This window comes from Burkholderia pulmonis (genome assembly GCF_984667975.1).
In genome coordinates this window covers 101822-124715 of the sequence record NZ_OZ480187.1, presented here as the reverse complement: position 1 = coordinate 124715, position 22894 = coordinate 101822, and the positions used below count along the sequence as shown (strand labels likewise).

Genomic DNA, 22894 nt, shown 5'->3' with positions numbered 1-22894 from the left:
CGCATCCGCTTCGCGAGATGCACACTGGCGGGAGAAGACCATGAAAAGCAAGACGACGCGGCTGCTGAGGATCCTGTCGGACATCCGGCACGCCCAGCGCTGCACCGCGGTCCGTGCCGCACGAGCCGCGGCCGAAGCCGATGCCGTCCTCGCGGAACACGACGATCCGGCGCAGGACGAACGCGACGACGCCGAATCCGACGACGCGACCGCCGTACCCCGCTCCCGTATCGGCTCACCTCACTGACGCCGCGCGGCACCTGCCGTGCCGCTCACCCCGCCTTCCACGCCGCCTACGCAGCCGCACTGCGCCATCGCGCGATCCACGTTCCCGAACCGGCCACGGCCATCATCAGCCCGAGCGCGCATGCGTCGGCCGCGAGGCCCACGCCGACATGTCGCAGATCGGCGCTGCGCACGACCGGGTGCAGCAGCGAATCGATGACGAGCGAGATCGCCGCGCCCGCAACGAAGCAGATCAGCCCGCGCTGGCCGACCGCGACGACGGGCCGCACGGCCTGCGCAATCCGCGCGATCCAGCCGAAGCGCACGCAATCGGCCATCAGCCACGCAACCGCCGCGAAGCTCACGATGCGCGGCAGCGCGAGGTCGCGCTTGAGGATGCCTTCGGGCACCGGTAGCCCCGAGAACAGCTTGTAGCTCGCGCAGCCGAGCACGACCGCGCACGCGAGCCCGGTCGCCGCCGCGCCCCAGCGCCCGAGCGCGATGCGCCGGTAGAACGGCTGGCAGCGCGCGAGCACGCCGGCGACGAACATCAGTTGCCACGCGAACGGGTTGAAGCTCCAGCGGAAGCCGTCGGTATCCAGCAGCTCGGGGCCGAGCCAGCCGGCCGTGATCCACGATGCGCCGCTCAGCGCGACGAGCAGCCACGGATGGCGGCGGGCGAGCGGCACGAGCACCGGCGACGCGAGCGCGAACAGCACGTACATCGGCAGCACCGACGCGAGATACGGCTGGCGCTGGAACGTCAACAGCTCGGCTGCGCCCGTGAGCGGCGACGCGAGCATCACGCTGACGTCGTCGAGCGCGAGGTTCGGCGTATCGATCCCGTAGTGATCGAGCACGACCGACACGACCAGCATCAGCGTCGACGTCGCGAGAAACGCGCGATAGATCTGCATCGCGCGACGCACGAAGCGCCGTTGCGCGGCACGCGCGCCGTGGCGCTCGGCGATCGCGCCGTACGCACTCGCGGTCGCGAAGCCGCCGAGAAACACGAACACTTCGGCCGCGTCGCACAGCGCGAACGCGTGCAGCGTCACGCGCGACAGCACGCTCGCACCGATGTGATCGACGACGATCATCAACAGCACGAGCCCGCGGAAGAAGTCGATTTCGATCAGGCGGCCGCTGCGCGACGGCTGAACCGCGGCGAAAGACGGCGAGCTCAACGACATGAGCGCACCGGCGCGACAGCGGTGCGACACGCACCGGGGAAGGAATCGGGAAGAAGAAGGCGAGCGCGATCAGCGGCGATACGCGTATGCTCGCATCGCGCCAACCCGGCCGGCCAGGCACGGAGATGACCGTTCATTGAAAAGCTGCATACGAAGGGAAGTCGGTCAGGCCAGTCTAATGGCCGGTCCGGGCAGACCCTAAGTAACAAAGTGCAACCGAATCTTCTGTTCGATTACAAGCGCGAGCGTTGTCGTGCGAAGCAGGCAGCGTGGCCAGATTCGCGTCAGTGCGACGCCAGTTTGCGGTCAGCATCGATGCATTCGAGTGCCCGGCGATCGATGCTCGACCGCTGGACGATGCGCGATGCGCGGCACGTTCCGTGCGGCCGCCGCATCGCGACAGGCGCTTATCCGCGTGCGGGCAGACGCCGCATCAGCATCGCGCTGTGCCACGCGGTGAGCGCGACGGCGACCCAGATCGGCCCGTAGGTCGCGAGCTTCGCAACGCTCAGCGTCTCGCCGAGCAGCAGCAGCGACACCGCGACGAGCAGCACGGGCTCGACGTAGCCGAGAATCCCGAACAGCGCCATCGGCAGCATCCGGCTCGCCTTCAGGTAGCTCGCGAGCGCGAGCGTGCTGAGGATGCCGAGCCCCGGCAGCAGCGCGGCCCACAGCAACGGATGGTTCGCGACGCGCGTCGTGCTCGTCGCGACCATCGCGAACGCGATCGGGCACAGCAGCGCGATCTCGACCGCGAAGGCGGCCAGCGAATCGGCGTTGATCCGCCGGCGCAGCACGAAATACGGCGGATAGCCGAGCGCGACGACGAGCGTCGGCCACGCGAACGCGCGTGTCGCCCACACTTCGTGCGCGACGCCGAGCGCGGCGCACGCGACCGCCGCCCACTGCAGCGGATCGAGCCGTTCGTGATAGTAGAAGCGGCCGACGAGCACCATCGTCAGCGGCAGCAGGAAATAGCCGAGCGACACTTCGAGCATGCGGCCGTGCAGCGGCGCCCACAAGAACAGCCACAGCTGCACGCCGAGCAGCGCCGCGCTCACCGGCAGCGCGATCAGCAGGCGCCAGTCGCGCACGGTGCGCCGCGCGAGCTCGGCGAGCGCCGGCCAGCGGCCGCGCAGCGCGATCAGCGCCAGTGCGCCCGGTGCAGTCCACAGGACGCGCCACGCGAAAATGTCGAGCCCCGTGAGCGGCGCGAGCAGCTTCGCGTAAGCCGACATCAGCGCGAACAGCATCGACGCCATCACCGACAGCATGAGGCCGCGCCCGGCTTCCGGATACCCCGTCATGGTTGTCCCGCGCCTCTTATTGCTGCTGGAAACGCTCGAAGCGCCTTTCGGTCCGACGCTCCTCGAACGTCACCTCGGTCACGCGCGCGGCCGGCGGCCCGTGCCGCAGCCACGCGAGCATCCGGTCGATCTGCGCGCCGGGGCCCTGGATCATCGCCTCGACGGTGCCGTCCTCGAGATTCGCGACCCAGCCGCGCAGCTTCAGCGCATGCGCTTCGCGCACCGTCGCATGACGAAAGCCCACGCCCTGCACGACGCCGCGCACCCGCACGTAGTAGGTCTCGATCCGTTCGTCCAGTTCATTGCGGCTCATCGCGTCGCCCTCCCGTTGCATTCAAGCCCGGCATTGTAGTCGCGTCGGCCGCTTCGCACACGCGCCGGCCAGGCGTCGCCGCGCGCGCCGACCACGTACAATCTCGCCGACGCTCAACCGCCGCGCCGCCCGCGCGCGGCCCCGAAGGAAACGCATGACTGATACTTCCCGCGATCTCGTTCTCGTCACCGGCGCGTCCGGTTTCGTCGGCTCGGCCGTCGCGCGCATTGCACAGCAGAAAGGCTATGCGGTGCGCGTGCTCGTGCGCCCGACCAGCCCGCGCACGAACGTCGCGGATCTCGATGCCGAGATCGTCACCGGCGACATGCGCGACGAGGCGTCGATGCGTGCCGCGCTGCGCGGCGTGCGCTACCTGCTGCACGTGGCGGCCGACTACCGGCTGTGGGCGCCCGATCCCGACGAGATCGAGCGCGCGAACCTCGAGGGCGCGGTCGCGACGATGCGTGCGGCGCGCGCGGAAGGCGTCGAGCGGATCGTCTACACGAGCAGCGTCGCGACGCTGAAGGTGACGAGCGCCGGCGATCCGTCCGACGAGAACCGGCCGCTCACGGCCGAGCAGGCGATCGGCGTGTACAAGCGCAGCAAGGTGCTCGCGGAGCGCGCGGTCGAGCGGATGATCGCCGACGAAGGGCTGCCGGCCGTGATCGTCAACCCGTCGACGCCGATCGGCCCGCGCGACGTGAAGCCGACGCCGACCGGCCGGATCATCGTCGAGGCCGCGCTCGGCAAGATTCCCGCGTTCGTCGACACGGGGCTGAACCTCGTGCACGTCGACGACGTCGCGCACGGCCACTTCCTCGCACTCGAGCGCGGCCGGATCGGCGAACGCTACATCCTCGGCGGCGAGAACCTGCCGCTGCAGCAGATGCTCGCGGACATCGCGCAGATGACGGGCCGCAAGCCCCCGACGATCGCGCTGCCGCGCTGGCCGCTGTACCCGCTCGCGGTCGGCGCCGAAGCGGTCGCGAAGTTCACGAAGAAGGAGCCGTTCGTCACCGTGGACGGGCTGCGGATGTCGAAGAACAAGATGTATTTCACGTCGGCGAAGGCCGAGCGCGAGCTCGGCTACCGTGCGCGCCCGTACCGCGAAGGGCTGCGCGATGCGCTCGACTGGTTCGGCTCGGCGGGTTACCTGAAGTAACACAAAGCGGCGCGCGTCACGCCGCTTTGCGCACTTTGTTACACGTCGCTCGCGGCCCGCCATCGGCGCAGCGGTTAAAATCGCGGGTCTTACGCAGAGAAGACACGCATGAACCTGAACGATCAGATCGCTTCGCTCGTCACCGGCGTCGATCAGCTCCTCCACGATCACCACGCCGCGCAGCAGGCGGCCCGCAGCGCGGAAGCCTTCGCGCGCGCCGCCGCAGCGGAAGCCCAGGCCGCGGCCGAACGTCACGCCGCCGCGGAAACCGACGCACAGGCCGCCGCACAGCGCCATACGGCTGCCGCCGCCGATGCCGACGCCGCGCAGCAGCGCCACGCCGACGCAACCGCCGCCGCCGAAGCCGCCGCCCAACGTCATGCGGATGCCGCCGCGCAGGCCGAAGCCGCCGTGCAGCGCCATGCGGAAGCCACCGCGCTGACCGAAGCGCTCGCGCAGCGTCACGCGGATGCCGAAGCCGCATCGCAACGCCACGCGGCTGCGATCGCCGAAGCCGAGGCTGCCGCGCAGCGCCATCACGGCGCCGCGACCGAGGCCGATGCCGCCGCACAACGCCATGCCGCCGCGACCGTCGAAGCCGGGGCCGCCGCAAAGCGCCACGCGGAAGCGACCGCCGAAGCCGAAGCCGCTGCGCAGCGCCACACGGCTGCGATCGCCGAGGCCGAATTGCTCGCGCAACGTCACACGCAGGCGATCGCCGAAGCCGAGGCTGTCGCGCAACGTCACGCCGATGCGGCTGCCGAGGCCGAAGCCGTCACGCAGCGCCACACCGAAGCGATTGCGCAGGCCGAAGCCGCCGCGCAGCGCCACGCCGTCGCAACCGCCGAAGCCGAAGCCGTCACGCAGCGCCATACCGAAGCGATTGCACAGGCCGAAGCGGCCGCGCAGCACCACGCGAAGGCCGTCGCCGACGCCGAGGCGCTGGTCGAGGCCGTCGTCAAGGAAGCCGCGACGCACGCGGTTGCCGCGCCGGCCGTGGCGGCCGAAGTCGTCGCCCCCGCACCGGCCGTCACGCCGGCGGCGGAGCCGGTCGTGAACGCAGCTGCGCCGGCCGTGGCCGAAGCAGCCGGCGTTTCCGATGCTGCGGTGACCGAAACCGCGATCGTCCCGGTGGCGCAAGCCGAATCCGCGGCCGGCACCGAAACCGCCGCCGTGTCGGCCGACAAGGCGACGCTGCACGTCGCGCGCCCGTCCCAGAACGAACTCTCGCTGACCGTCAACGGCCAGTCGATCACGCTGAATCCGGAGCAACTGGGCCAGTTGATCGAGGAACTCGCGCATGCACGCGCGTCGATGCAGCCGGAGCCGCCGCCCGGCATTCCGGCCGGCTGGCGTTTCGTGACGACGAAGAACCCGATGATGGCCGTGCAGAAGCAGTCGAACGGCGACCGCCTGCTGGTCGCGCGCCACACCGGCTACGGCTGGGTGCCGTTCACGTTCTCGCCGGACGTCGTGATCCAGATGTACATGATGCTGACGCAGCGGTAAGCGCACGCGCCGGCAGCCGCCCTGCCGAAAACGAAACAGCCCGGCCGGTTCGCACCGATCGGGCTGTCTGCTTTCCGGCTGGCGGGAGGCACGCCTCCCGCAACACGCTCAGCGATCCACCGGCGCCTGCACGCGCGCCTTCCACTGGCCGCCCTTGCCGCGCCAGTAGCGCCACGCCGACGCGAACGTCGCGCCGACGTAGAACAGCGCGACGAGCGGCAGCGCGGGCGCCCACAGCGGCGAGCGCCGGTAGTAGCGCAGCATCGGCGCATACGCGGCGCACATCGACGCCCACGCGAGCCACGCCGGCCACGCACGCGCGCCGTACACGAGCGCCGCGACGGGCGGCACGAGATAGATGATCGTCATCCCGAGCAGCGTGCCGGCCAGCAGCAGCGGCGAATAGTGCAGCTGCGTGAACGCGGTGCGCGCGATCATGTTCCAGATGTCGCGCCAGCTGTCGTACGGGCGCAGCGACACGCTGCGGTCGGCGAGATCGAGCCGGATCGGATGGCGGCCGCTGCCGCGGTGCTTGATCTGCGCGGCAAGGCTGCAGTCGTCGATCAACGCGCCGCGGATCGACTCGATGCCGCCCGCTTCCTCGAGCGCCGTGCGCTTCACCAGCATGCAGCCGCCGGCGGCGCCCGCCGTGCGGTTGCGCGGGTTGTTGATCCACGAGAACGGGTACAGCTTCGCGAAGAAGAACACGAACGCCGGGATCAGCGCCTTTTCCCAGAACGAATCGCAGCGCAGCCGCACCATCAGCGACACGAGATCGCGGCTCTCGGCCTGCGCGCGCGTGACGAGCTGCGCAACGGCGTCGGGCGGATGGCCGATGTCAGCATCCGTCAGCAGCAGGTAGTCGGCCGGCAGGCCGAGCGCCTGCACCGCGGCGATCCCCTGCGACTGCGCCCACACCTTGCCCGACCAGCCGGCCGGCAGCGGCTTCGCGGCCAGCACCGTCAGCCGGTCGGCGCGGTTGATCGCGAGCGCGGCCGCGCGGGCCGCGTCGGCGGTGCCGTCGTCGCTGTGGTCGTCGACGATGATCAGGTGAAATTCGCCCGGATAATCCTGCTCGAGCAGCGAAGTCGCCGCCCGGGCGATCACGTCGGCTTCGTTGCGCGCCGGCACGACCGCGACGACGGCCGGCCAGCCGGCCTCGGCAGCCGCCCCGCGCGCCTCGGGCGGCAGCGGCCGTGCGGGCACCGCGCGCCAGAAACCGCCGCGCGCGACGAGCAGCACGATCCAGATCATCAGCGACAGGCCGGACACCAGGAAAGCGATCACCAGCATCATCGGCGGGCCTCCTGCGGGGTGACGGCACACCAGACTTCAATAGGGGTCAGGAACAAAACACCCGCCGCCGCACGGGCGGACGGGCAATACGCAGAAGAATCGACGGTCATCGAATGGCCTTGAAATGAGCGCGACGCCGGGCAGCCGGAGCGGCCGCCCGCGAAACCGCGTAGTTTACTGGGTTCCGCGCACGCCAGCGCCGACGCGGCTCTCCCGCAATTGCAACAGTGCCGACACAGCACCAAAGCAAGGACGGCGCGATAGAGTTAAAATGCGCGATTAATTCGGGGTTCCGGGGCCTGGCCGGCCGGTTCGTTCCTGCCTTCATAACATCAAGCCGGGGCGAGCGAGCAGGTGCCAGCTCCTCGAACCCCGGCGTCTGTCGTCGGAGTTCGCTCACTTATGCGAGTCATCCTTGCCCAGCCCCGCGGCTTTTGTGCGGGGGTTGTCCGTGCGATCGAGATCGTCGATCGGGCGCTGCAACAGCACGGTGCGCCGGTTTATGTCCGTCATGAAATCGTGCATAACCGGCACGTCGTAGAAAATCTGCGTAATAAAGGGGCACGATTCGTTGAGGAACTCGACGAGGTGCCGCACGGCGCTGTCGCGATCTTCAGCGCGCACGGTGTCGCCCAGACGGTCGAGCGCGACGCGGAAACGCGCGGGCTCGACGTGCTCGACGCGACCTGTCCGCTCGTCACGAAAGTGCACGTGCAGGGCCGCCAGTATGTCGCGGCGGGCCGCCGGCTGATCCTGATCGGCCATGCGGGCCACCCGGAAGTCGAGGGTACGATCGGCCAGATTCCGGCCGAGGTGATCCTCGTGCAGAGCGAAGCAGAAGTCGATACGCTGACGCTGCCCGTCGACACGCCGGTCGCGTACATCACGCAGACCACGCTGTCGGTCGACGATACGCGCGGCATCATCGAAGCGCTGCAGCGCCGGTTCACCGACCTCGTCGGCCCGGACACGCGTGACATCTGCTACGCCACGCAAAATCGCCAGGCCGCCGTGCGCGAGCTGAGCGAACAGGTTGACGTGCTGCTCGTCGTCGGTGCGACGAACAGCTCGAACTCGAACCGCCTGCGCGAGATCGGCACCGAAAGCGGTGTGCCGAGCTATCTCGTCGCCGACGGCTCGGAAGTGAAGGCCGAATGGTTCGCGGGTGTGCAGACGGTCGGCCTGACGGCCGGCGCGTCGGCGCCCGAAGAGATGGTCGAGGATGTAATCGGCGCGCTGCGCGCGCTGGGGCCCGTCGATGTCGCGACGATGGCGGGCCGTGAGGAAAAAGTCGAATTCAAGCTGCCGGCGAAGCTCATGCAAGCTGTCGCCCGCGAAGTTTAAGGAGGACATCCCTTGTCTATTCCGCTGCTCCAGCAAGTCCGTGTCGGCGCCTACATCGTGCGCCAGCACCTGTCCGGCAACAAACGCTATCCGCTCGCGCTGATGCTCGAGCCGCTGTTCCGCTGCAACCTCGCGTGCAACGGCTGCGGCAAGATCGATTATCCGGATCCGATCCTGAACCAGCGCCTGTCCATCGAGGAATGCCTGCAGGCCGTCGACGAGTGCGGCGCGCCCGTCGTGTCGATCGCCGGCGGCGAACCGCTGCTCCACAAGGAGATGCCGGAAATCGTCAAGGGCATCATGAAGCGCAAGAAATTCGTGTACCTGTGCACGAACGCGCTGCTGATGGAAAAGAAGATGGACGACTACGAGCCGAGCCCGTATTTCGTCTGGTCGGTCCACCTCGACGGCGACAAGGAAGCGCACGACCACTCGGTGTCGCAGGAAGGCGTGTACGAAAAGGCCGTCGCGGCGATCAAGGAAGCGAAGCGCCGCGGCTTCCGCGTGAACATCAACTGCACGCTGTTCAACGATGCGGTGCCGGAACGCGTTGCGAAGTTCTTCGACACGCTGGGCCCGATCGGTGTCGACGGCATCACGGTGTCGCCGGGCTACGCTTACGAGCGCGCGCCGGATCAGCAGCACTTCCTGAACCGCGACAAGACCAAGAACCTGTTCCGCGAAATCCTGAAGCGCGGCGAAGGCGGCAAGCGCTGGTCGTTCAGCCAGTCGTCGCTGTTCCTCGACTTCCTGGCCGGCAACCAGACGTACAAGTGCACGCCGTGGGGCAACCCGGCGCGTACGGTGTTCGGCTGGCAGAAGCCGTGCTACCTGGTCGGCGAAGGTTACGTGAAGACCTTCAAGGAACTGATGGAAACGACGGAGTGGGACAACTACGGCGTCGGCAACTACGAGAAGTGCGCGGACTGCATGGTCCACTGCGGCTTCGAAGCCACCGCCGTGATGGACACGATCTCGAACCCGCTGAAGGCACTGCGCGTGAGCCGCAAGGGCATCAAGACCGACGGCCCGTTCGCGCCGGACATCTCGATCGCGAAGCAGCGCCCGGCCGAGTATGTGTTCTCGCGCCACGTCGAGATCAAGCTCGAGGAAATCCAGCGCGCCGGCAAGGGCAAGCTGCAGAAGCCGGCCAAGCCGGCAACCGCCGCTTAAGCGCGGTTTGCCACGCGGAGGCTTGCGCCTCCGCCCCGGCAGCCATCGAAAAAGCGCCACGGAGTTCGCTCCGTGGCGCTTTTGTTTTTCCGGACGCCGTATCGCGTGTTTCGCGTTGCGCACCGGCATGCGGGATCGAATGCCGATGCCCTAGCTTCGCGATTCCGCCGCGGCGATCAGCTGCCATGCAGTGGTGGGCCCCGGATCGAGCGCCGGGTCGGACGGGGGATCGAGATCGTGTCGATGCGCTTCATCGGATGGCAGCGCCTGCGACTTCGCAATGCCGATCTCGTCGCCGCATACGGTGCATCGATAGATGCCCGCCACCGTCACCTCGCTGCCCGGCGGCAGGTTCTCGCTGAATGCGCGGCCGCTTCCGCACGTGAAGTAGCCGCCGATCCTGTATAGCGCCATCGCTCCTCCTGACCGAAACGAATGCGTTCGCGCCAACACGCACGATCGTCGCGAACGCGAGGATGGACCGTCATCGACCGAACGCACCCGGGCTCCAGTGATGACATTAGGCGGCGAGCGTCGGCACGATGAAATGGGACGTGTATGAAACACGCCCCGCAGCCGGTCACTCAATGCAGAACGGCCGGCTCCCGCATCCTCGCGGCCGCCTGCGCGACCAGCGCCGGCTGTTCGGCGGAAGCGAACGTGCAGACATGACGCCACAGCTCGGCGAGCCGGTGGCGCGTCAGCGTCGCCACGCAGGCGTCGTTCGCGGCGAGCACGCGTTCGAGCACCGCGCATTCGTCATCGTCAAGCGTCCATGCACCGCTTTGCGCGGCGCGCGCCACGCTCGCGTCGAGCACGCGCTCCGCGTCGACGCACAGGTCGATGCTCGCGTCGGGCATAACGTCGTCGTCGAGCGCGAGGAACACCAGATACACGCTCGTGCGCAGCCGCATCAGCAACGTTTCGCTGCCGTGCCCGCCGCGCAGCGCGACGAGCGCCATGTGGCATTTCAGCGAGATGTCGCGTACATGCGCGGGCGGCAGCGGCAACAGCCATTCGCGGGTCAACGGCTGATGGCGGCGGTGCTTCCGGGCGGCCTTCACGATTCGCCCTCGCGCGCGGGCACGTCGCCGGCCGCAAATGCCGGCCACGCGGTACGACACACGCACGCGCCGCGGCCCATGTCGCGAAGGTCGCTCGCCCGGCGCCGCCCGCCGTATGCATCGGCTCGCTGCCGCGTCGCGCACGCGTCCGACAGCCTGCGTATCGCCGACACGCGCAACGCGCCGGTCAACCGGTTGGGGCATGCCATGCTCGTCTCCTGCATCAGAACGTGTTCTCGCCCTTCAGGTAGTAGGCGGTTTTCACGAAGAACGCCTTCACCGGATGACCGCCCTGCGCGTCGCGGGCCGCACGCGCCTGCATTGCGGCCTTCTCTTCGTGCGAGCGGTCGGGCACCGGATTGTGTACACGCTGAAGCGCACGCTGCATCGCGAGCGGATAGTTCTGGTTGCCGGCCGTCGTCGCGCGATAGCCGGCACGCGTCATCTGCATCAGCTGTGCGTCGGTTTCGGCACGCGCCGTCGACCAGGTCAATTGCGCGGTATTCGCCGACCAGTCAGCACCAGCCGATTGCGCAAAACCGACGGCGGGCAGCGCAGCGAGTGCGCAGGAAAGAACAGCAACGGGAACGAGGGATCGCATAGTGGCCTCCAGATGGTTGTCCCCGCATCGATCGTTCATCGTCGATGCGTTGAAAACATCGTAAATCGCGCCGCATGCCGCTTGAATAGACGAATCCGCAATTGATATTTTCGGCTTCGGAATCGGGCACGCGAGCCGTGTCGTTCGCGAATCCCCTCGATATGGAATTTCTTTATTTCATTCAACGACCTGATCGCATTCGCACGTGCGATCCGGTGCGGTGCACACACCGTTTTTTCAGTTTCCGAAATGACGTGTTGCCGGTGCGATCCCGGCCGGCACCCATGCCGGCAAGGCTTCCGGCGTGATATCGCGCACGCGGTTACCGCGCAAATGATTTCATCCGATCAACCGGTTCTTCTGACGCAGGACAAATCATCCGCGTCGAATTGCCGGATCGCGACACGACGCATAAGGCAAGGACGCGCGATAATCCCGTATCGGCCGTTTCTCACGGTATTTCACGCATTCCCTTTTTTATCGAGTCCTTCCATGGCAGCCCTCGACACTACCGCCATCGCCAGCTGGCACGCGCACGTCTATTTCGATGCCGCGAGCCGCGACGCGGCCTGGGCATTTCGCCAGGTCGTCGACGAGCGGTTCGGCGCGGTCATCGAGCTCGGCCGCTTTCATGAACGCCCCGTCGGCCCGCATCCGGCCTGGTCGTACCAGATCGCGTTCGACGCCGCGCGATTCGACGACATCGTGCCGTGGCTCGTGCTGAACCACGGCGCGCTCGACATCTTCCTGCATCCGAATACGAACGACGAACTGCGCGACCACCGCGATTGCGCGGTGTGGATCGGAAAGTCGTATGTGCTGAATCTCGACGCGCTGGCCGGGTAAGGGCGGGCGACAACCCGCGATCGGCAGCGGCAACGCAGCCGCCGATCGGGCTCAGTCGATATCGCTCGCGCGCTCGACACCGGCCATCCGCTCGAGATTTGCGTTCACGCGGCCGAGCAACGACGCAAGCTGCTCGCGCTCCGCGTCGCTCAACCCCGCGAGCGCCTGCTCGCTCGCCCCGTCCATCACGGCGCGCCCCTTCGCGAGCCCCTGCGCCGCCGAATCGGTCAGCGAGATCAGGCGGCTACGCCGGTCGTCCGGATCGGGCACCCGCAGCACGAGGCCGTCGCGCTCCATCCGGTTCAGCAACTGCGCCATGCTCGGCTGCTCGACCTGCGCACGCCGCGCAAGCTCCGACTGCGACAGCGCGCCTGCCTTCTTCAACGACACCAGCACCGGCACCTGACTCATCGCGAATCCGAGTTCACGCAACGGCCGGTCGACCACCCGCGCAAACAGCCGGTAAGTGAAGCTGATCAGCGGCAACGGATTGGCCTTCGTCATTCCGGGAGCACTCATGTTGACATTCCATAGGTGACTATGATTCTATATAGGCACCTATCTTATCAAACCATGAGCGCACCATGAAGCCCGGTTTCCGCATTGCCATCGTCGGGGGTGGGCCTGGCGGCCTCACGCTCGCCCGCCTGCTGACTCTCGGCGGCATCGACGCGGTCGTCTACGAACGCGACGCGCATCCGCTCGAACGCCCGCAGGGCGGCACGCTGGACCTGCACGAAGCGTCGGGCTTGCTGGCGCTCGCGCAGGCCGGCCTGACCGACCCGTTCCTGGCCGTCGCGCGCTACGAGGATCAGGGCTCGCGCCTGCTCGACCGCACGGGCCGCGTGCTGTTCGACGACGACGGTGCAGGCGGCAACCGGCCCGAAGTAGATCGCACCGCGTTGCGCGCGCTGCTGCTCGACGCGCTGCCGCCCGGCTGCGTGAAATGGGGTCGCACGGTGCGCGAGGTCCGTATTCAGCCCGACGGGCGCTCGACGCTGGTGTGCGAGCACGGAACGGAGGGGCCCTTCGATCTCGTGGTCGGCGCGGACGGCGCGTGGTCGCGCGTTCGTCCGCTACTGTCGCCGTACCAGCCGCAGTACAGCGGCCTCACGTTCATCGAATTCGGCGTCGACGATATCGATCGGCAGCATCCCGCGCTGTCGCAGCTCGTCGGCCGCGGCAAGATCGGCGTACACGGGAACGGCAAGGCGATCATCGCGCAGCGCAACGGGCACGCGCACGTGCGCGGCTATGCGATCTTTCGCGTCCCGCTCGACTGGATCGCCGGGCGCTTCGACTTCGCGTCGCCCGATGCGATGCGCGCCGCGCTGATCGCCGAGTTCGACGGCTTCGCCGACGCTTTCCACGACCTGTTTCGCGCCAGCGGCGACCGGTTCGCGAACCGGCCGATCTTCGCGCTGCCGGTCGGTCATTGCTGGGCCCATCGTCGCGGTGTCACGCTGATCGGCGACGCCGCGCACGTGATGTCGCCGTTCGGCGGCGAAGGCGTGAACCATGCGATGCTCGACGCGGCCGAGCTCGCGGCCGGCCTCATAGGCCTGGCCGACCGCGACGCGGCCGTCGCGGCATTCGAGCAGCAGATGTTCGCGCGCGTGACCGAATCGGCACGAGAAGCGGCCGAGGCCGCCGCGACCCAGCTTTCGCACGACGCCGAAGCACTGACGCTCGCACGGTATCGCGCCCTGCACGCGGCTTGACCGTCACACGCATCGCGTGACGACATCCATCCTTCGGGTTGACGTGAAACGTCTCGCGGTGGCGCGCCCATACAGTGGGTTTCCGTTATCGACGCCTCCGGAAACCCGCCATGACACCCGCAGACACCGACGCTGACGCCCAGCGCATCCATGAACACTGGCACGCGGCCGTCGTCGCCCGCGACCTCGACGCGCTGATCGCGCTGTATGCCGACGACGCGGTGCTCGAAACGCCGCTCGTCGTCGTCACGTTGCCCGCGCACGGCTCCGGCGTGCTGCACGGCAAGGCCGCGATCGGCGAATTCTTCGCGGCCGGCCTGCGCAATCCGGGCAACCAACTCGGGCGCTGGTACCGGACCGGGCTGTTCTTCTCGAACGGCCGCCAGCTCACGTGGGAATATCCGCGCGCCACGCCGGACGGCGACCAGGTCGATCTCGTCGAAGTGATGGACCTGCGCGACGGGCTGATCGCACATCATCGCGTGTACTGGGGATGGGTCGGCTTCCTCGCGCTGCGGGCCGCCTCGCCAGCGCCCGACCGCGCATGACGGCCGCCGCGCCGGACCGGAGCACCGCCCGCCGCGTGCTCGCCGCGACCTGCGTGAGCTACACGCTCGTGCTGCTCGACGCGTCGATCGTCAACGTCGCGCTCACCGACATCGCACACACGTTCGGCAGCCAAGTGGCCGGCCTGCAGTGGATAGTGAACGCTTACACGCTTGCATTCGCGAGCCTGCTGCTGACGGGCGGCACGCTCGGCGACCGGCTCGGCGACCGCACCGTCTATGTCGCCGGGCTCGCGGTATTCGTCATCGCATCGGTGCTGTGCGGCATCGCGCCAACCCTGCCGGCACTCGCCGTCGCCCGCGCGTTGCAAGGGATCGGCAGCGCGATGCTGGTGCCCTGCTCGCTCGCGCTGATCAACCGCACCTTCCCCGACCCGGCCGCGCGTGCGTCGGCGATCAGCCTGTGGATGGGCTGCGGCGGCATCGCGATGGCGTCGGGCCCGCTGATCGGCGGCCTCCTGATTCATCTGTTCGGGTGGCGCAGCCTGTTCTTCGTGAACCTGCCGCTCGGGCTCGCCGGCATCTGGCTCGGCCGCACGGTCACGCGCGCCGCCGCCGACCGGTCGCGGCATTTCGACTGGGGCGGCCAGGCCGCGGCCATCGTCGCGATCGCGGCGCTGATCGGCACGCTGATCGAAGGCCCGTCGCTCGGCTGGCACTCGACGCCGATCGTCGGCGGCGCAGTGACGAGCGTCGTCGCGTGGATCGCGTTCATCGCGATCGAAGCGCGGCGCCGCGAGCCGATGCTGCCGCTCGCGTTCTTCCGCAACCGGTTGTTCGCGGGGTCGACGTGCGTGTCGATGGCATCGGCGTTCGTGTTCTACGGCTTGCTGTTCGTGCTCAGCCTGTTCTATCGGCAGGTTCGCGGCGCGAGCCCGCTCGACACGGGGCTCGCGTTCCTGCCGATGACGGCGATGGTCGCACTCGGCGGATTGGGTTCGGGGCGTATCGTGGCCCGCTTCGGCGCGCGCGGGACGATGTGCGCGGCGTTCGCGTTCTATGCGGCCGGCGCGCTCGGGATGACGGGCATCGGCGCGGCGACACCCGCGTGGCATGCCGTCGCGCCGATGCTCGCGATCGGCTTCGCGTCGGGCTTCATCTCGCCGGCCGCGACATCGCCGGCACTCGGGACGGTCGACCGGCGCCGCGCCGGCGTCGCGGCAGCGGCGCTGAACGCGGCGCGGCAGACCGGATCGGCGCTCGGCGTGGCGATCTTCGGTGCCTGTATCGCGACGCTGCAGCCGTTTCCGGTGGCGATGCGGGTGGCGCTGGTCATGGCGATCGCGTTGTCGGCGTTCGCCGCGGTCACCTGGTGGATCACGACGCGGCAGATCCCGGCAACCGCCGAAACGGCCGCGCGCCTGCAGGCCGCCACGCGGCGTTAGCGAACGCGGCAGACGGCGCGCCGTCTGCCCGTCGTCACCGGCTCAGCGCCGCGCGCCGCTCACGCGACATACATCGCGACGCTGACGAACTGGCACAGGCTGCCGGCCAGCACGAACAGATGCCAGATACCGTGCCCGTGGCGGATACGTTCGTCGTTGATGAAGAAGTAGATCCCTGCGCTGTAGATCAGGCCGCCGGCCACGAGCCACACGGTGCCGACCGGCGGCAGCGCGTGGATCAGCGGGCGCACCGCGACGAGCGCCAGCCAGCCCATCGCCACATACAGGATCATCGACAGCAAGCGCGTGCGCCGCCCGAGCGTCAGCTCCTGCACGATGCCGAACACGGCCAGCCCCCAGCTCACGCCGAACAGCGACCAGCCCCACGGGCCGCGCAACGTGACCAGCGTGAACGGCGTATAGCTGCCGGCGATCAGCAGGTAGATCGCCGAATGGTCGCATTTCTGCAGGATCGCCTTCAGGCGCGGGTTGCGCACGCTGTGATACAGCGTCGAGATCGCGTAAAGCAGGAACAACATCGCGCCGTACACGCTGAAGCTCACCACCTTGTACGGATCGCCTTCGAGCGCGCCCATCGTCACCAGCGCCACGAGGCCCGCCACCGACAGTACCGCGCCGACAAGATGGGAAATGCTGTTGAAACGCTCACCGACATGCACGACGTGTTCTCCTGCGGGTCCATCGAGAAAAGAGGGAGCCCTATGATACCGGGGGCCCGGATTTGCCGTGCTGCGCTCGGGCAAACCGCGCAGCGGCCGCCGTGCGATGCGCGTTGCCGGCCCGCCAAAGAAAAAGCGCCGCGACAGGCATCGCGGCGCTTTCCTTTCGATTACCGAACCGATTCGTCAGTCCATTTCAACGGCCCGGCTCAACAGCACTTCCCCGCCCCCGACCCGTACCGCGCATTCTGGCGTTCGCGGAAAAATTCCTCGTACGTCATCGGCTCGCGGTCCGGATGGGTTGCGCGCATGTGCGCGACGTAGGTGTCGTAGTCGGGCAGGCCGACCATCAGCCGCAACGCCTGCCCGAGGTAACGCCCCGCGTTGCGCAGGTCGCCGCCAAGATCGCTGAACATCGCGGCCTCCCCTTAACGTCCGCTGCCGAGCGCCTGCCCGGCCGGCATCGCTTCGTACGGCGTCTCGCGCACGGTCGGCTTCGACTCGCGGCGCGCGCGCAGCACGGCGATCACGCCGTACACCGCGATCGCCACGACGACGAAGATGAACAACCCGGCCAGCGCCGCATCGACGTAGTCGTTGAAGATGATCCGCTGCATCTGCGCGATCGACTTCGCCGGCGCGAGCACCTTGCCCTCGTCCACCGCGGCCTGCAGCTTCGCGGCGTGCGCGAGGAAGCTGACCTTCGGGTTCGAATCGAAAATCTTCTGCCAGCCGGCCGTCAGCGTGCAGATCAGCAGCCACACGGTCGGCACGATCGTCACCCATGCGTAGCGTTCGCGCTTCATCTTGAACAACACGACGGTACCGAGCACCAGCGCGATCGCGGCGAGCATCTGGTTCGAGATGCCGAACAGCGGCCACAGCGTGTTGATCCCGCCGAGCGGATCGACCACGCCCTGGTACAGGAAGTAGCCCCACGCGGCCACGCACAGCGCGGTGGCGACGAGGTTCGCGGGCAGCGACTCGGTACGCTTGAGCGCCGGGTGGAACGTGCCGAGCAGGTCCTGCAGCATGAAACGGCCCGCACGCGTGCCCGCATCGACGGCCGTCAGGATGAACAGCGCCTCGAACAGGATCGCGAAGTGATACCAGAACGCCATCATCGCTTCGCCGCCGATCACCTGGTGCAGGATGTGCGCCATGCCGACGGCCAGCGTCGGTGCGCCGCCCGCGCGCGCGATGATCGTCGTTTCGCCGACGGCCTTCGCGGTCTGCGTCAGCATGTCGGGCGTCAGCACGAAGCCCCACTGCGTCACGGTGTTCGCGACGGCCTCGGGCGTCGAGCCGAGCACGGCGGCCGGCGCGTTCATCGCGAAGTAGATGCCCGGTTCGATCACGCAGGCCGCGACCAGCGCCATGATCGCGACGAACGACTCCATCAGCATCGCGCCGTAACCGATGAAGCGCGCGTTGGTTTCGTTGTCGATCAGCTTCGGCGTCGTGCCCGACGAGATCAGCGCGTGGAAGCCCGACACCGCGCCGCACGCGATCGTGATGAACAGGAACGGGAACAGGCCGCCCGACCATACCGGGCCCGTGCCGTCGACGAACTTCGTCAGCGCGGGCATCTTCAGTTCGGGGGCGACGACCAGGATGCCGATCGCGAGGCCGAGGATCGTGCCGATCTTCAGGAACGTCGACAGGTAGTCGCGCGGCGCGAGCAGCAGCCACACCGGCAGCACCGACGCGACGAAGCCGTAGCCGATCAGGATCCAAGTGAGCTGCGTGCCGGTGAACGTGAACCATGCGGCGAGCGTCGGCGAATCGTGCACATGCTGGCCGAACGCGATCGACGCCATCAGCAGCACGAAGCCGATGATCGACACTTCGCCGATGCGGCCCGGACGGATGTAGCGCGTATAGATGCCCATGAACAGCGCGATCGGAATCGTCGCGGCGACGGTGAACGTGCCCCACGGCGAATTGGTCAGCGCCTTCACGACGATCAGCGCGAGCACCGCGAGGATGATCACCATGATCAGGAACGCGCCGAACAGCGCGATCACGCCGGGCACCGTGCCGAGCTCCATCTTGACGAGATCGCCGAGCGAGCGGCCGTCGCGGCGCGTCGAGATGAACAGCACGATGAAGTCCTGCACCGCGCCGGCGAACACGACGCCGGCCAGGATCCACAGCATGCCGGGTGCATAACCCATCTGCGCGGCGAGCACAGGCCCGACGAGCGGGCCGGCGCCGGCGATCGCGGCAAAGTGATGGCCGAACAGCACGTACTTGTTGGTCGGCACGTAGTCGAGGCCGTCGTTGTACTTGACCGCCGGCGTCATCCGCAGCCCGTCGAGCTGCATGACCTTGCTGGCGATGAAACGGCTGTAGAAGCGATACGCGATCAGATACACGCAGACTGCGGCGATCACGATCCAGAGGGCACTCACGCGCTCGCCGTGTGCGAGTGCGATCGTGCCGAACGAGAACGCGCCGAGCAGCGCGACTGCGATCCAGAGCAGGGTACTGGAAGCCCGATTCATGGCGTCTCCTGGTCTCCAATGTGGTTTTAGATGGTGGGCGGTGCAGGCACCGCACACGCGTGACGTCGATGCGTCGTGCCGCAGCCTCGCAAAGGCCGCGACGATGGGCCGTAGTATTCCGTGCGACGGGGGCGGCTTACAAGCGCATAACTACGTATGTGGAGCTACGTAGAATTACGTAGACTCGGTTGCGGGTGTCGCGTCCGGCGCGCGCGATTGATCACGAACGGCGAGCCACGTACAGTAATCGCCTGCCTCCATTCCGGAACCGCCATGGCGATCGGATTTCAGAAGATGAACGCAAACGGCGACGACTTCGTCGTCGTCGACCTGCGCGGTCAGGATCAGGGCCACCTGCCCCGCATCGACCGCTACCTCGTGCGGCGCATGGGCGACCGGCACAACGGCATCGGCTTCAACCAGCTCGCGGTGCTGTCGGACTGCGGCGACGCGGCCGCGCAGGTCGCGTTCTGGAATCCCGACGGCTCGACGCTCGATACCTGCGGCAGCGCAACGCGCGGCGTCGCGTGGAAGGTGATGCGGGAAACCGGCGCGCCGTCGGTCGTGCTGCGCACGAATCGCGGGCGCCTGCGCTGTTCGCAGGATGCGCACGGGCTGGTCAGCGTCGAGATGGGCGCGCCGCGCGCCGGCTGGCAGGACGTGCCCGTCGCCGAAGCGCTCGACACGCTCGCGCTGCCGCTGCCCGGCGCACCGGCCGCGTGCAGCATGGGCAATCCGCACTGCACGTTCTTCGTCGACGATGTCGATGCGATCGACCTCGCAACCCTCGGCCCCGCAATCGAAACGCATCCGCTGTTTCCGCAGAAAACCAACGTGCACGTCGTGCAGGTCATCGACCGTTCGCACATTCGCCTGCGCATCTGGGAGCGCGGCGGCGGCGTGCCGCTCGGCTCCGGCTCGTGTTCGTGCGGCGCGGTGGTCAACGGCATCCGGCGCGGGCTGCTCGACGATACGGTACGGGTGACATGCGACGGCGGCGACGTCACCGTTCAATGGGACGGCACCGGCAGCGTGTTCCTGAGCGGGCCGGTTGCGTTCGGGTTCAGCGCGGTGTGGGTGGACGGGGAGTCAGCGGCAAGCTGATTGCCGGCATGCGGCGGGAATCGGGATACCGACCCGCGCGGCGATCGCGGCGCGGTCGGCCTGACCCGGCACAGGACGTGCCGGGCCGTGTGCATCACTGCTTGTCGTCGATCTTCTTCGGCTTCGGCGGCGACGGCACCTTCGCGTACTGGAATGCCGGCGTCGCCTTCAGCGCATCCTTCGTCGCGCCCGGCAGGTAGATGTTGCCCTTGCGCACGTCGAGCGATGCGATCGGCACCGCGACGTCATGCGCGGCCACGCCGAGGAAGCCGCCTGCCGACACGATCGCGGCCGACACCGAGCCGTCCGGCGCGACGATCAGGTCGCGCACGGTGCCGACTTTCTGGTTGTCGTCGTTGTACACGGCCTTGCCGAGCACGCTCTTCTTCACGCTCCAGCCTTCGAGCAGCGCCTGCGATTGCTCGACGGTCACGCTGATCGGCTGCGCACCCGCGATCTGCGCGTGCGCGCTGACGCTCGATGCGAGGACGGTTGCTGCGATGAGGGTCTTGTAAAAAGCCATGCTGTTATGCACTCCGGTGAATTGTTGTCGGTATCGGCGGACGGCCTCTCCGCCTCCGTATGCGCGACACATCGCACCGGCCCATGTTAGCGCCACTCGCGCAACGCTGCATCGGACGCGATGACGCAGCCCGCGCGACAACAGCATTACGGACAACGCAGCGAATCCCGAACCTGTGCGAATTCAGGCAGATAGCGCGCGTAGTTGTCTTCGCGTGCGGTGTAGATCAGCGCGCATGTCTTCGTGTTGCCCGACGTCAGCACGGCCGACTGATGCACGATTACGTCGTCGAGTGTGCTCTTGTATTCGCACATCATCGCGGGCCGGCCGTCTACCGTGCCGTTTTCGGCGTGCGACGACTCGATCGCGCTGCCGCCCTCCTTGACCGCGTCGACCATGCCTTCGCAGAAACTCGCCAGCGTGTCGTCGCTCTTGTCGCCGATCACGAACTCGATGCCCGCCGACATCAACCCGTACCGGAAACGCCGGATACGGTACGTCGCGTCGCCCGGATCCCGCGGCCGATCCGCGACGCGCCATCCGGCCGGCAAACGCAGTTCCGTCGGCGCCGGATAATTGCGCACGATCCGCAGGTCGTTGTCGAAATTCAGCACGCCTGCGACGCCCAGCGCCACGAGCGCCGATGCGATCGCGATCCAGACGCCGCACAGTGTCAGCACGCCGATGCCCGCCGCACGCCAGTTCGAATACAGTCCGCCACCGGCGGCCCGATGCGCGTCGACGGCCGCGCCTTGCGCGCACCGCGCATAGACGACCGTCCCGGCCAGCGCACCGATCACGACGGCGTGCACGAGCGCACCCGGCACCGCGGCCGATTCCGGCAGCGTCACCGCCGCGTACAGCAGGACCGACACGAGCGTGACGAGCGCCGTCGCGACGATCTGCCGCCGCGCGAGCGCGCGGTTGCCGAGACGCCGCGCATTCGCCGCGAGCAGGATGCCGCCCGCGAGCGGCGAGCCGAGGAACGACGCCCAGCCGATGCCCGCGATCGAAAACAGCCTGGACGCGGGCACCGTTGCCGTCGCATCGGAAGCGACGGGCGTGCCGGGAAAGTCCGGCGCGCCGGAGCGGGAATCGGACATGGCGCCGCCGCCCTCCGTCATGCGTTGCGCGACTGCGCGCGACGTTGCCGCACGGCATCGGCCAGCACGTCCAGCACCGGCTCCGTCTGCGTCCAGCTCAGGCACGCATCGGTGATCGACACGCCGTACTTCAGCGGCACGCCCGGCTTCAGGTCCTGGCGCCCGGCTTCGAGGTGGCTCTCGACCATCACGCCGACGATCCGCTGCTCACCCTGCGACAGTTGCCGCGCGAGATCCTGCGCGACGTCGACCTGCCGGTCGTGCGACTTGTTCGAGTTCGCGTGCGAGCAGTCGACCATCACCTGTTCGCGCAACCCGGCCTTGCGCAGCACCGCGCAGCACGCCTCGACATGCTCGGCGTCGTAGTTCGGGCCGGTCTTGCCGCCGCGCAGGATCACGTGCGCGTCGTCGTTGCCGCGCGTCTCGAAGATCGCGGCCATCCCCATCTTCGTCATCCCCATGAACGCATGGCTCGCGGCCGCGGCGACGATCGCGTCCGACGCGACCTGCACGCCGCCGTCGGTGCCGTTCTTGAAGCCGATCGGGCAGCTGAGGCCCGACGCGAGCTGGCGATGGCTCTGGCTCTCGGTCGTGCGCGCGCCGATCGCGCCCCACGCGATCAGGTCCGCGATGTATTGCGGGCTCAGCAGGTCGAGGAATTCGGTCGATGCCGGCAGGCCGAGCGCGTTGATGTCGAGCAGCAGTTGCCGCGCGGCGCGCAGCCCTTCGTTGATGCGGAAGCTGCCGTCGAGGCGCGGATCGTTGATGTAGCCTTTCCAGCCGACCGTCGTGCGCGGCTTCTCGAAGTAGACGCGCATCGTGATCAGCAGGTCGTCCTTCAGCGCGTCGGCCGCGACCTTCAGGCGGCGTGCGTAATCGAGCGCCTGGTCGTGATCGTGGATCGAGCACGGGCCGACGACGAGCAGCAGCCGGTCGTCGCGGCCGTGCAGGATGTCGCCGATCGCGCGGCGCGTGTCCTCGACGAGCGTCTGCGTGCCGGCCGGCACCGGCAGTTCGTCCAGCAGCAGCGCCGGCGAAATCAGCGGTCGCACGGCGCCGATGCGGACGTCGTCGATGCGCGTGGTGTCCTGCGTCGCGTCGGCGCTGCCTACCTCGCGATCGTGGGAAGGATTGTCGAGGTTCTGCATGGTGATTCTCCGGGGGACGTCTGGAATGATTGGGCAGGCTCGATTATGGCACCCGGAGGAGGCGGCAGAGGATGACGGCGGGGGAACGCGGGCGGCGGCCGCCGCGGTCACGCGACCGACGTCA

Annotated in this window: 25 protein-coding genes; 10 read left to right on the top strand and 15 right to left on the bottom strand. The window is 68.1% G+C overall.

Annotated features, from left to right (window positions below):
• Positions 1 to 40 precede the first annotated feature (40 nt).
• Complete coding sequence (locus AC5LXK_RS17365) at positions 41 to 247, top strand: hypothetical protein (RefSeq protein WP_493392724.1); 207 nt, start codon at positions 41 to 43, stop codon at positions 245 to 247.
• A gap of 46 nt (positions 248 to 293) precedes the next feature.
• Here the strand turns inward: AC5LXK_RS17365 and AC5LXK_RS17360 are convergent, their stop codons facing one another.
• The 3 genes from AC5LXK_RS17360 to AC5LXK_RS17350 form a co-directional block, all read right to left on the bottom strand.
• Positions 294 to 1418: an OpgC domain-containing protein gene (locus tag AC5LXK_RS17360; RefSeq protein WP_493392723.1), complete on the bottom strand. Its 1125-nt coding sequence runs from the start codon at positions 1416 to 1418 to the stop codon at positions 294 to 296.
• Positions 1419 to 1825: 407 nt separating this feature from the next.
• Positions 1826 to 2725, bottom strand: coding sequence for an EamA family transporter RarD (gene rarD, locus AC5LXK_RS17355; RefSeq protein WP_493392722.1), 900 nt, complete (start codon positions 2723 to 2725; stop codon positions 1826 to 1828).
• 16 nt (positions 2726 to 2741) lie between these two features.
• Complete coding sequence (locus AC5LXK_RS17350) at positions 2742 to 3038, bottom strand: acylphosphatase (RefSeq protein WP_027781702.1); 297 nt, start codon at positions 3036 to 3038, stop codon at positions 2742 to 2744.
• A gap of 154 nt (positions 3039 to 3192) precedes the next feature.
• On the opposite strand from AC5LXK_RS17350, the gene hpnA reads away from it, so the two are divergent.
• Positions 3193 to 4200: a hopanoid-associated sugar epimerase gene (hpnA, locus tag AC5LXK_RS17345; protein ID WP_069749363.1), complete on the top strand. Its 1008-nt coding sequence runs from the start codon at positions 3193 to 3195 to the stop codon at positions 4198 to 4200.
• Between the two features lie 108 nt (positions 4201 to 4308).
• A complete protein-coding gene (locus tag AC5LXK_RS17340) occupies positions 4309 to 5709 on the top strand; it encodes a phage tail protein (protein WP_493392721.1) in 1401 nt (466 codons plus the stop codon).
• Positions 5710 to 5817: 108 nt separating this feature from the next.
• Here the strand turns inward: AC5LXK_RS17340 and AC5LXK_RS17335 are convergent, their stop codons facing one another.
• The gene (locus AC5LXK_RS17335) at positions 5818 to 7005 is read right to left on the bottom strand and encodes a glycosyltransferase (protein WP_493392720.1); all 1188 of its coding nucleotides are present in this window, start codon (positions 7003 to 7005) and stop codon (positions 5818 to 5820) included.
• A 402-nt stretch (positions 7006 to 7407) separates the two neighbouring features.
• On the opposite strand from AC5LXK_RS17335, the gene ispH reads away from it, so the two are divergent.
• Positions 7408 to 8349, top strand: coding sequence for a 4-hydroxy-3-methylbut-2-enyl diphosphate reductase (gene ispH / locus AC5LXK_RS17330; protein WP_493392719.1), 942 nt, complete (start codon positions 7408 to 7410; stop codon positions 8347 to 8349).
• 12 nt (positions 8350 to 8361) lie between these two features.
• On the top strand, positions 8362 to 9522 hold the full coding sequence (gene hpnH, locus AC5LXK_RS17325) for an adenosyl-hopene transferase HpnH (protein ID WP_493392718.1): 1161 nt from the start codon (positions 8362 to 8364) through the stop codon (positions 9520 to 9522).
• Positions 9523 to 9672: 150 nt separating this feature from the next.
• Here hpnH and AC5LXK_RS17320 read toward each other — a convergent pair whose 3' ends face one another.
• The 4 genes from AC5LXK_RS17320 to AC5LXK_RS17305 all read right to left on the bottom strand — a co-directional run bounded on the left by AC5LXK_RS17320 (position 9673) and on the right by AC5LXK_RS17305 (position 11187).
• Positions 9673 to 9936 (bottom strand): hypothetical protein, encoded by a 264-nt coding sequence (locus AC5LXK_RS17320; protein ID WP_493392717.1) that lies wholly within the window; start codon positions 9934 to 9936, stop codon positions 9673 to 9675.
• A gap of 170 nt (positions 9937 to 10106) precedes the next feature.
• Entirely contained in the window at positions 10107 to 10586 is a 480-nt protein-coding gene (locus tag AC5LXK_RS17315; protein WP_493392716.1) for a hypothetical protein, read from the bottom strand.
• Positions 10583 to 10795 (bottom strand): hypothetical protein, encoded by a 213-nt coding sequence (locus AC5LXK_RS17310; protein WP_493392715.1) that lies wholly within the window; start codon positions 10793 to 10795, stop codon positions 10583 to 10585. The genes AC5LXK_RS17315 and AC5LXK_RS17310 overlap by 4 nt, the downstream gene beginning before the upstream one ends.
• 14 nt (positions 10796 to 10809) lie before the next feature.
• Entirely contained in the window at positions 10810 to 11187 is a 378-nt protein-coding gene (locus AC5LXK_RS17305) for a hypothetical protein (protein ID WP_493392714.1), read from the bottom strand.
• Positions 11188 to 11679: 492 nt separating this feature from the next.
• Between AC5LXK_RS17305 and AC5LXK_RS17300 the strand changes: the two genes are divergently transcribed.
• Positions 11680 to 12033, top strand: a complete 354-nt coding sequence (locus AC5LXK_RS17300) for a DOPA 4,5-dioxygenase family protein (RefSeq protein ID WP_493392713.1) — start codon at positions 11680 to 11682, stop codon at positions 12031 to 12033.
• 51 nt (positions 12034 to 12084) lie between these two features.
• On the opposite strand, the gene AC5LXK_RS17295 is transcribed toward AC5LXK_RS17300, so the two are convergent.
• Positions 12085 to 12552 carry a MarR family winged helix-turn-helix transcriptional regulator gene (locus AC5LXK_RS17295; protein WP_493392712.1) on the bottom strand — a complete coding sequence of 156 codons (468 nt, stop codon included), beginning with the start codon at positions 12550 to 12552 and terminating at the stop codon, positions 12085 to 12087.
• A 65-nt stretch (positions 12553 to 12617) separates the two neighbouring features.
• On the opposite strand from AC5LXK_RS17295, the gene AC5LXK_RS17290 reads away from it, so the two are divergent.
• From AC5LXK_RS17290 to AC5LXK_RS17280, 3 genes are all read left to right on the top strand, one after another.
• Positions 12618 to 13754: an FAD-dependent oxidoreductase gene (locus tag AC5LXK_RS17290; RefSeq protein WP_493392711.1), complete on the top strand. Its 1137-nt coding sequence runs from the start codon at positions 12618 to 12620 to the stop codon at positions 13752 to 13754.
• A 110-nt stretch (positions 13755 to 13864) separates the two neighbouring features.
• Entirely contained in the window at positions 13865 to 14302 is a 438-nt protein-coding gene (locus tag AC5LXK_RS17285; protein ID WP_493392710.1) for a nuclear transport factor 2 family protein, read from the top strand.
• On the top strand, positions 14299 to 15705 hold the full coding sequence (locus AC5LXK_RS17280) for an MFS transporter (protein WP_493392709.1): 1407 nt from the start codon (positions 14299 to 14301) through the stop codon (positions 15703 to 15705). Before AC5LXK_RS17285 ends, AC5LXK_RS17280 begins: the two co-directional genes overlap by 4 nt.
• 59 nt (positions 15706 to 15764) lie before the next feature.
• Here the strand turns inward: AC5LXK_RS17280 and trhA are convergent, their stop codons facing one another.
• The 3 genes from trhA to AC5LXK_RS17265 all read right to left on the bottom strand — a co-directional run bounded on the left by trhA (position 15765) and on the right by AC5LXK_RS17265 (position 18892).
• On the bottom strand, positions 15765 to 16385 hold the full coding sequence (gene trhA, locus AC5LXK_RS17275) for a PAQR family membrane homeostasis protein TrhA (protein ID WP_493392708.1): 621 nt from the start codon (positions 16383 to 16385) through the stop codon (positions 15765 to 15767).
• 209 nt (positions 16386 to 16594) lie between these two features.
• A complete protein-coding gene (locus AC5LXK_RS17270) occupies positions 16595 to 16801 on the bottom strand; it encodes a YbdD/YjiX family protein (protein WP_129516026.1) in 207 nt (68 codons plus the stop codon).
• 12 nt (positions 16802 to 16813) lie between these two features.
• A complete protein-coding gene (locus AC5LXK_RS17265; protein ID WP_493392707.1) occupies positions 16814 to 18892 on the bottom strand; it encodes a carbon starvation CstA family protein in 2079 nt (692 codons plus the stop codon).
• 273 nt (positions 18893 to 19165) lie between these two features.
• Between AC5LXK_RS17265 and dapF the strand changes: the two genes are divergently transcribed.
• Entirely contained in the window at positions 19166 to 19996 is an 831-nt protein-coding gene (dapF, locus tag AC5LXK_RS17260; RefSeq protein WP_493392706.1) for a diaminopimelate epimerase, read from the top strand.
• 94 nt (positions 19997 to 20090) lie between these two features.
• On the opposite strand, the gene AC5LXK_RS17255 is transcribed toward dapF, so the two are convergent.
• The 3 genes from AC5LXK_RS17255 to AC5LXK_RS17245 all read right to left on the bottom strand — a co-directional run bounded on the left by AC5LXK_RS17255 (position 20091) and on the right by AC5LXK_RS17245 (position 22770).
• Positions 20091 to 20519: a PRC-barrel domain-containing protein gene (locus AC5LXK_RS17255; protein WP_175014843.1), complete on the bottom strand. Its 429-nt coding sequence runs from the start codon at positions 20517 to 20519 to the stop codon at positions 20091 to 20093.
• 146 nt (positions 20520 to 20665) lie between these two features.
• Positions 20666 to 21622 (bottom strand): hypothetical protein, encoded by a 957-nt coding sequence (locus AC5LXK_RS17250; protein ID WP_493392705.1) that lies wholly within the window; start codon positions 21620 to 21622, stop codon positions 20666 to 20668.
• Between the two features lie 17 nt (positions 21623 to 21639).
• Positions 21640 to 22770, bottom strand: coding sequence for a 3-deoxy-7-phosphoheptulonate synthase (locus AC5LXK_RS17245; protein ID WP_226266255.1), 1131 nt, complete (start codon positions 22768 to 22770; stop codon positions 21640 to 21642).
• Positions 22771 to 22894: the final 124 nt, after the last annotated feature.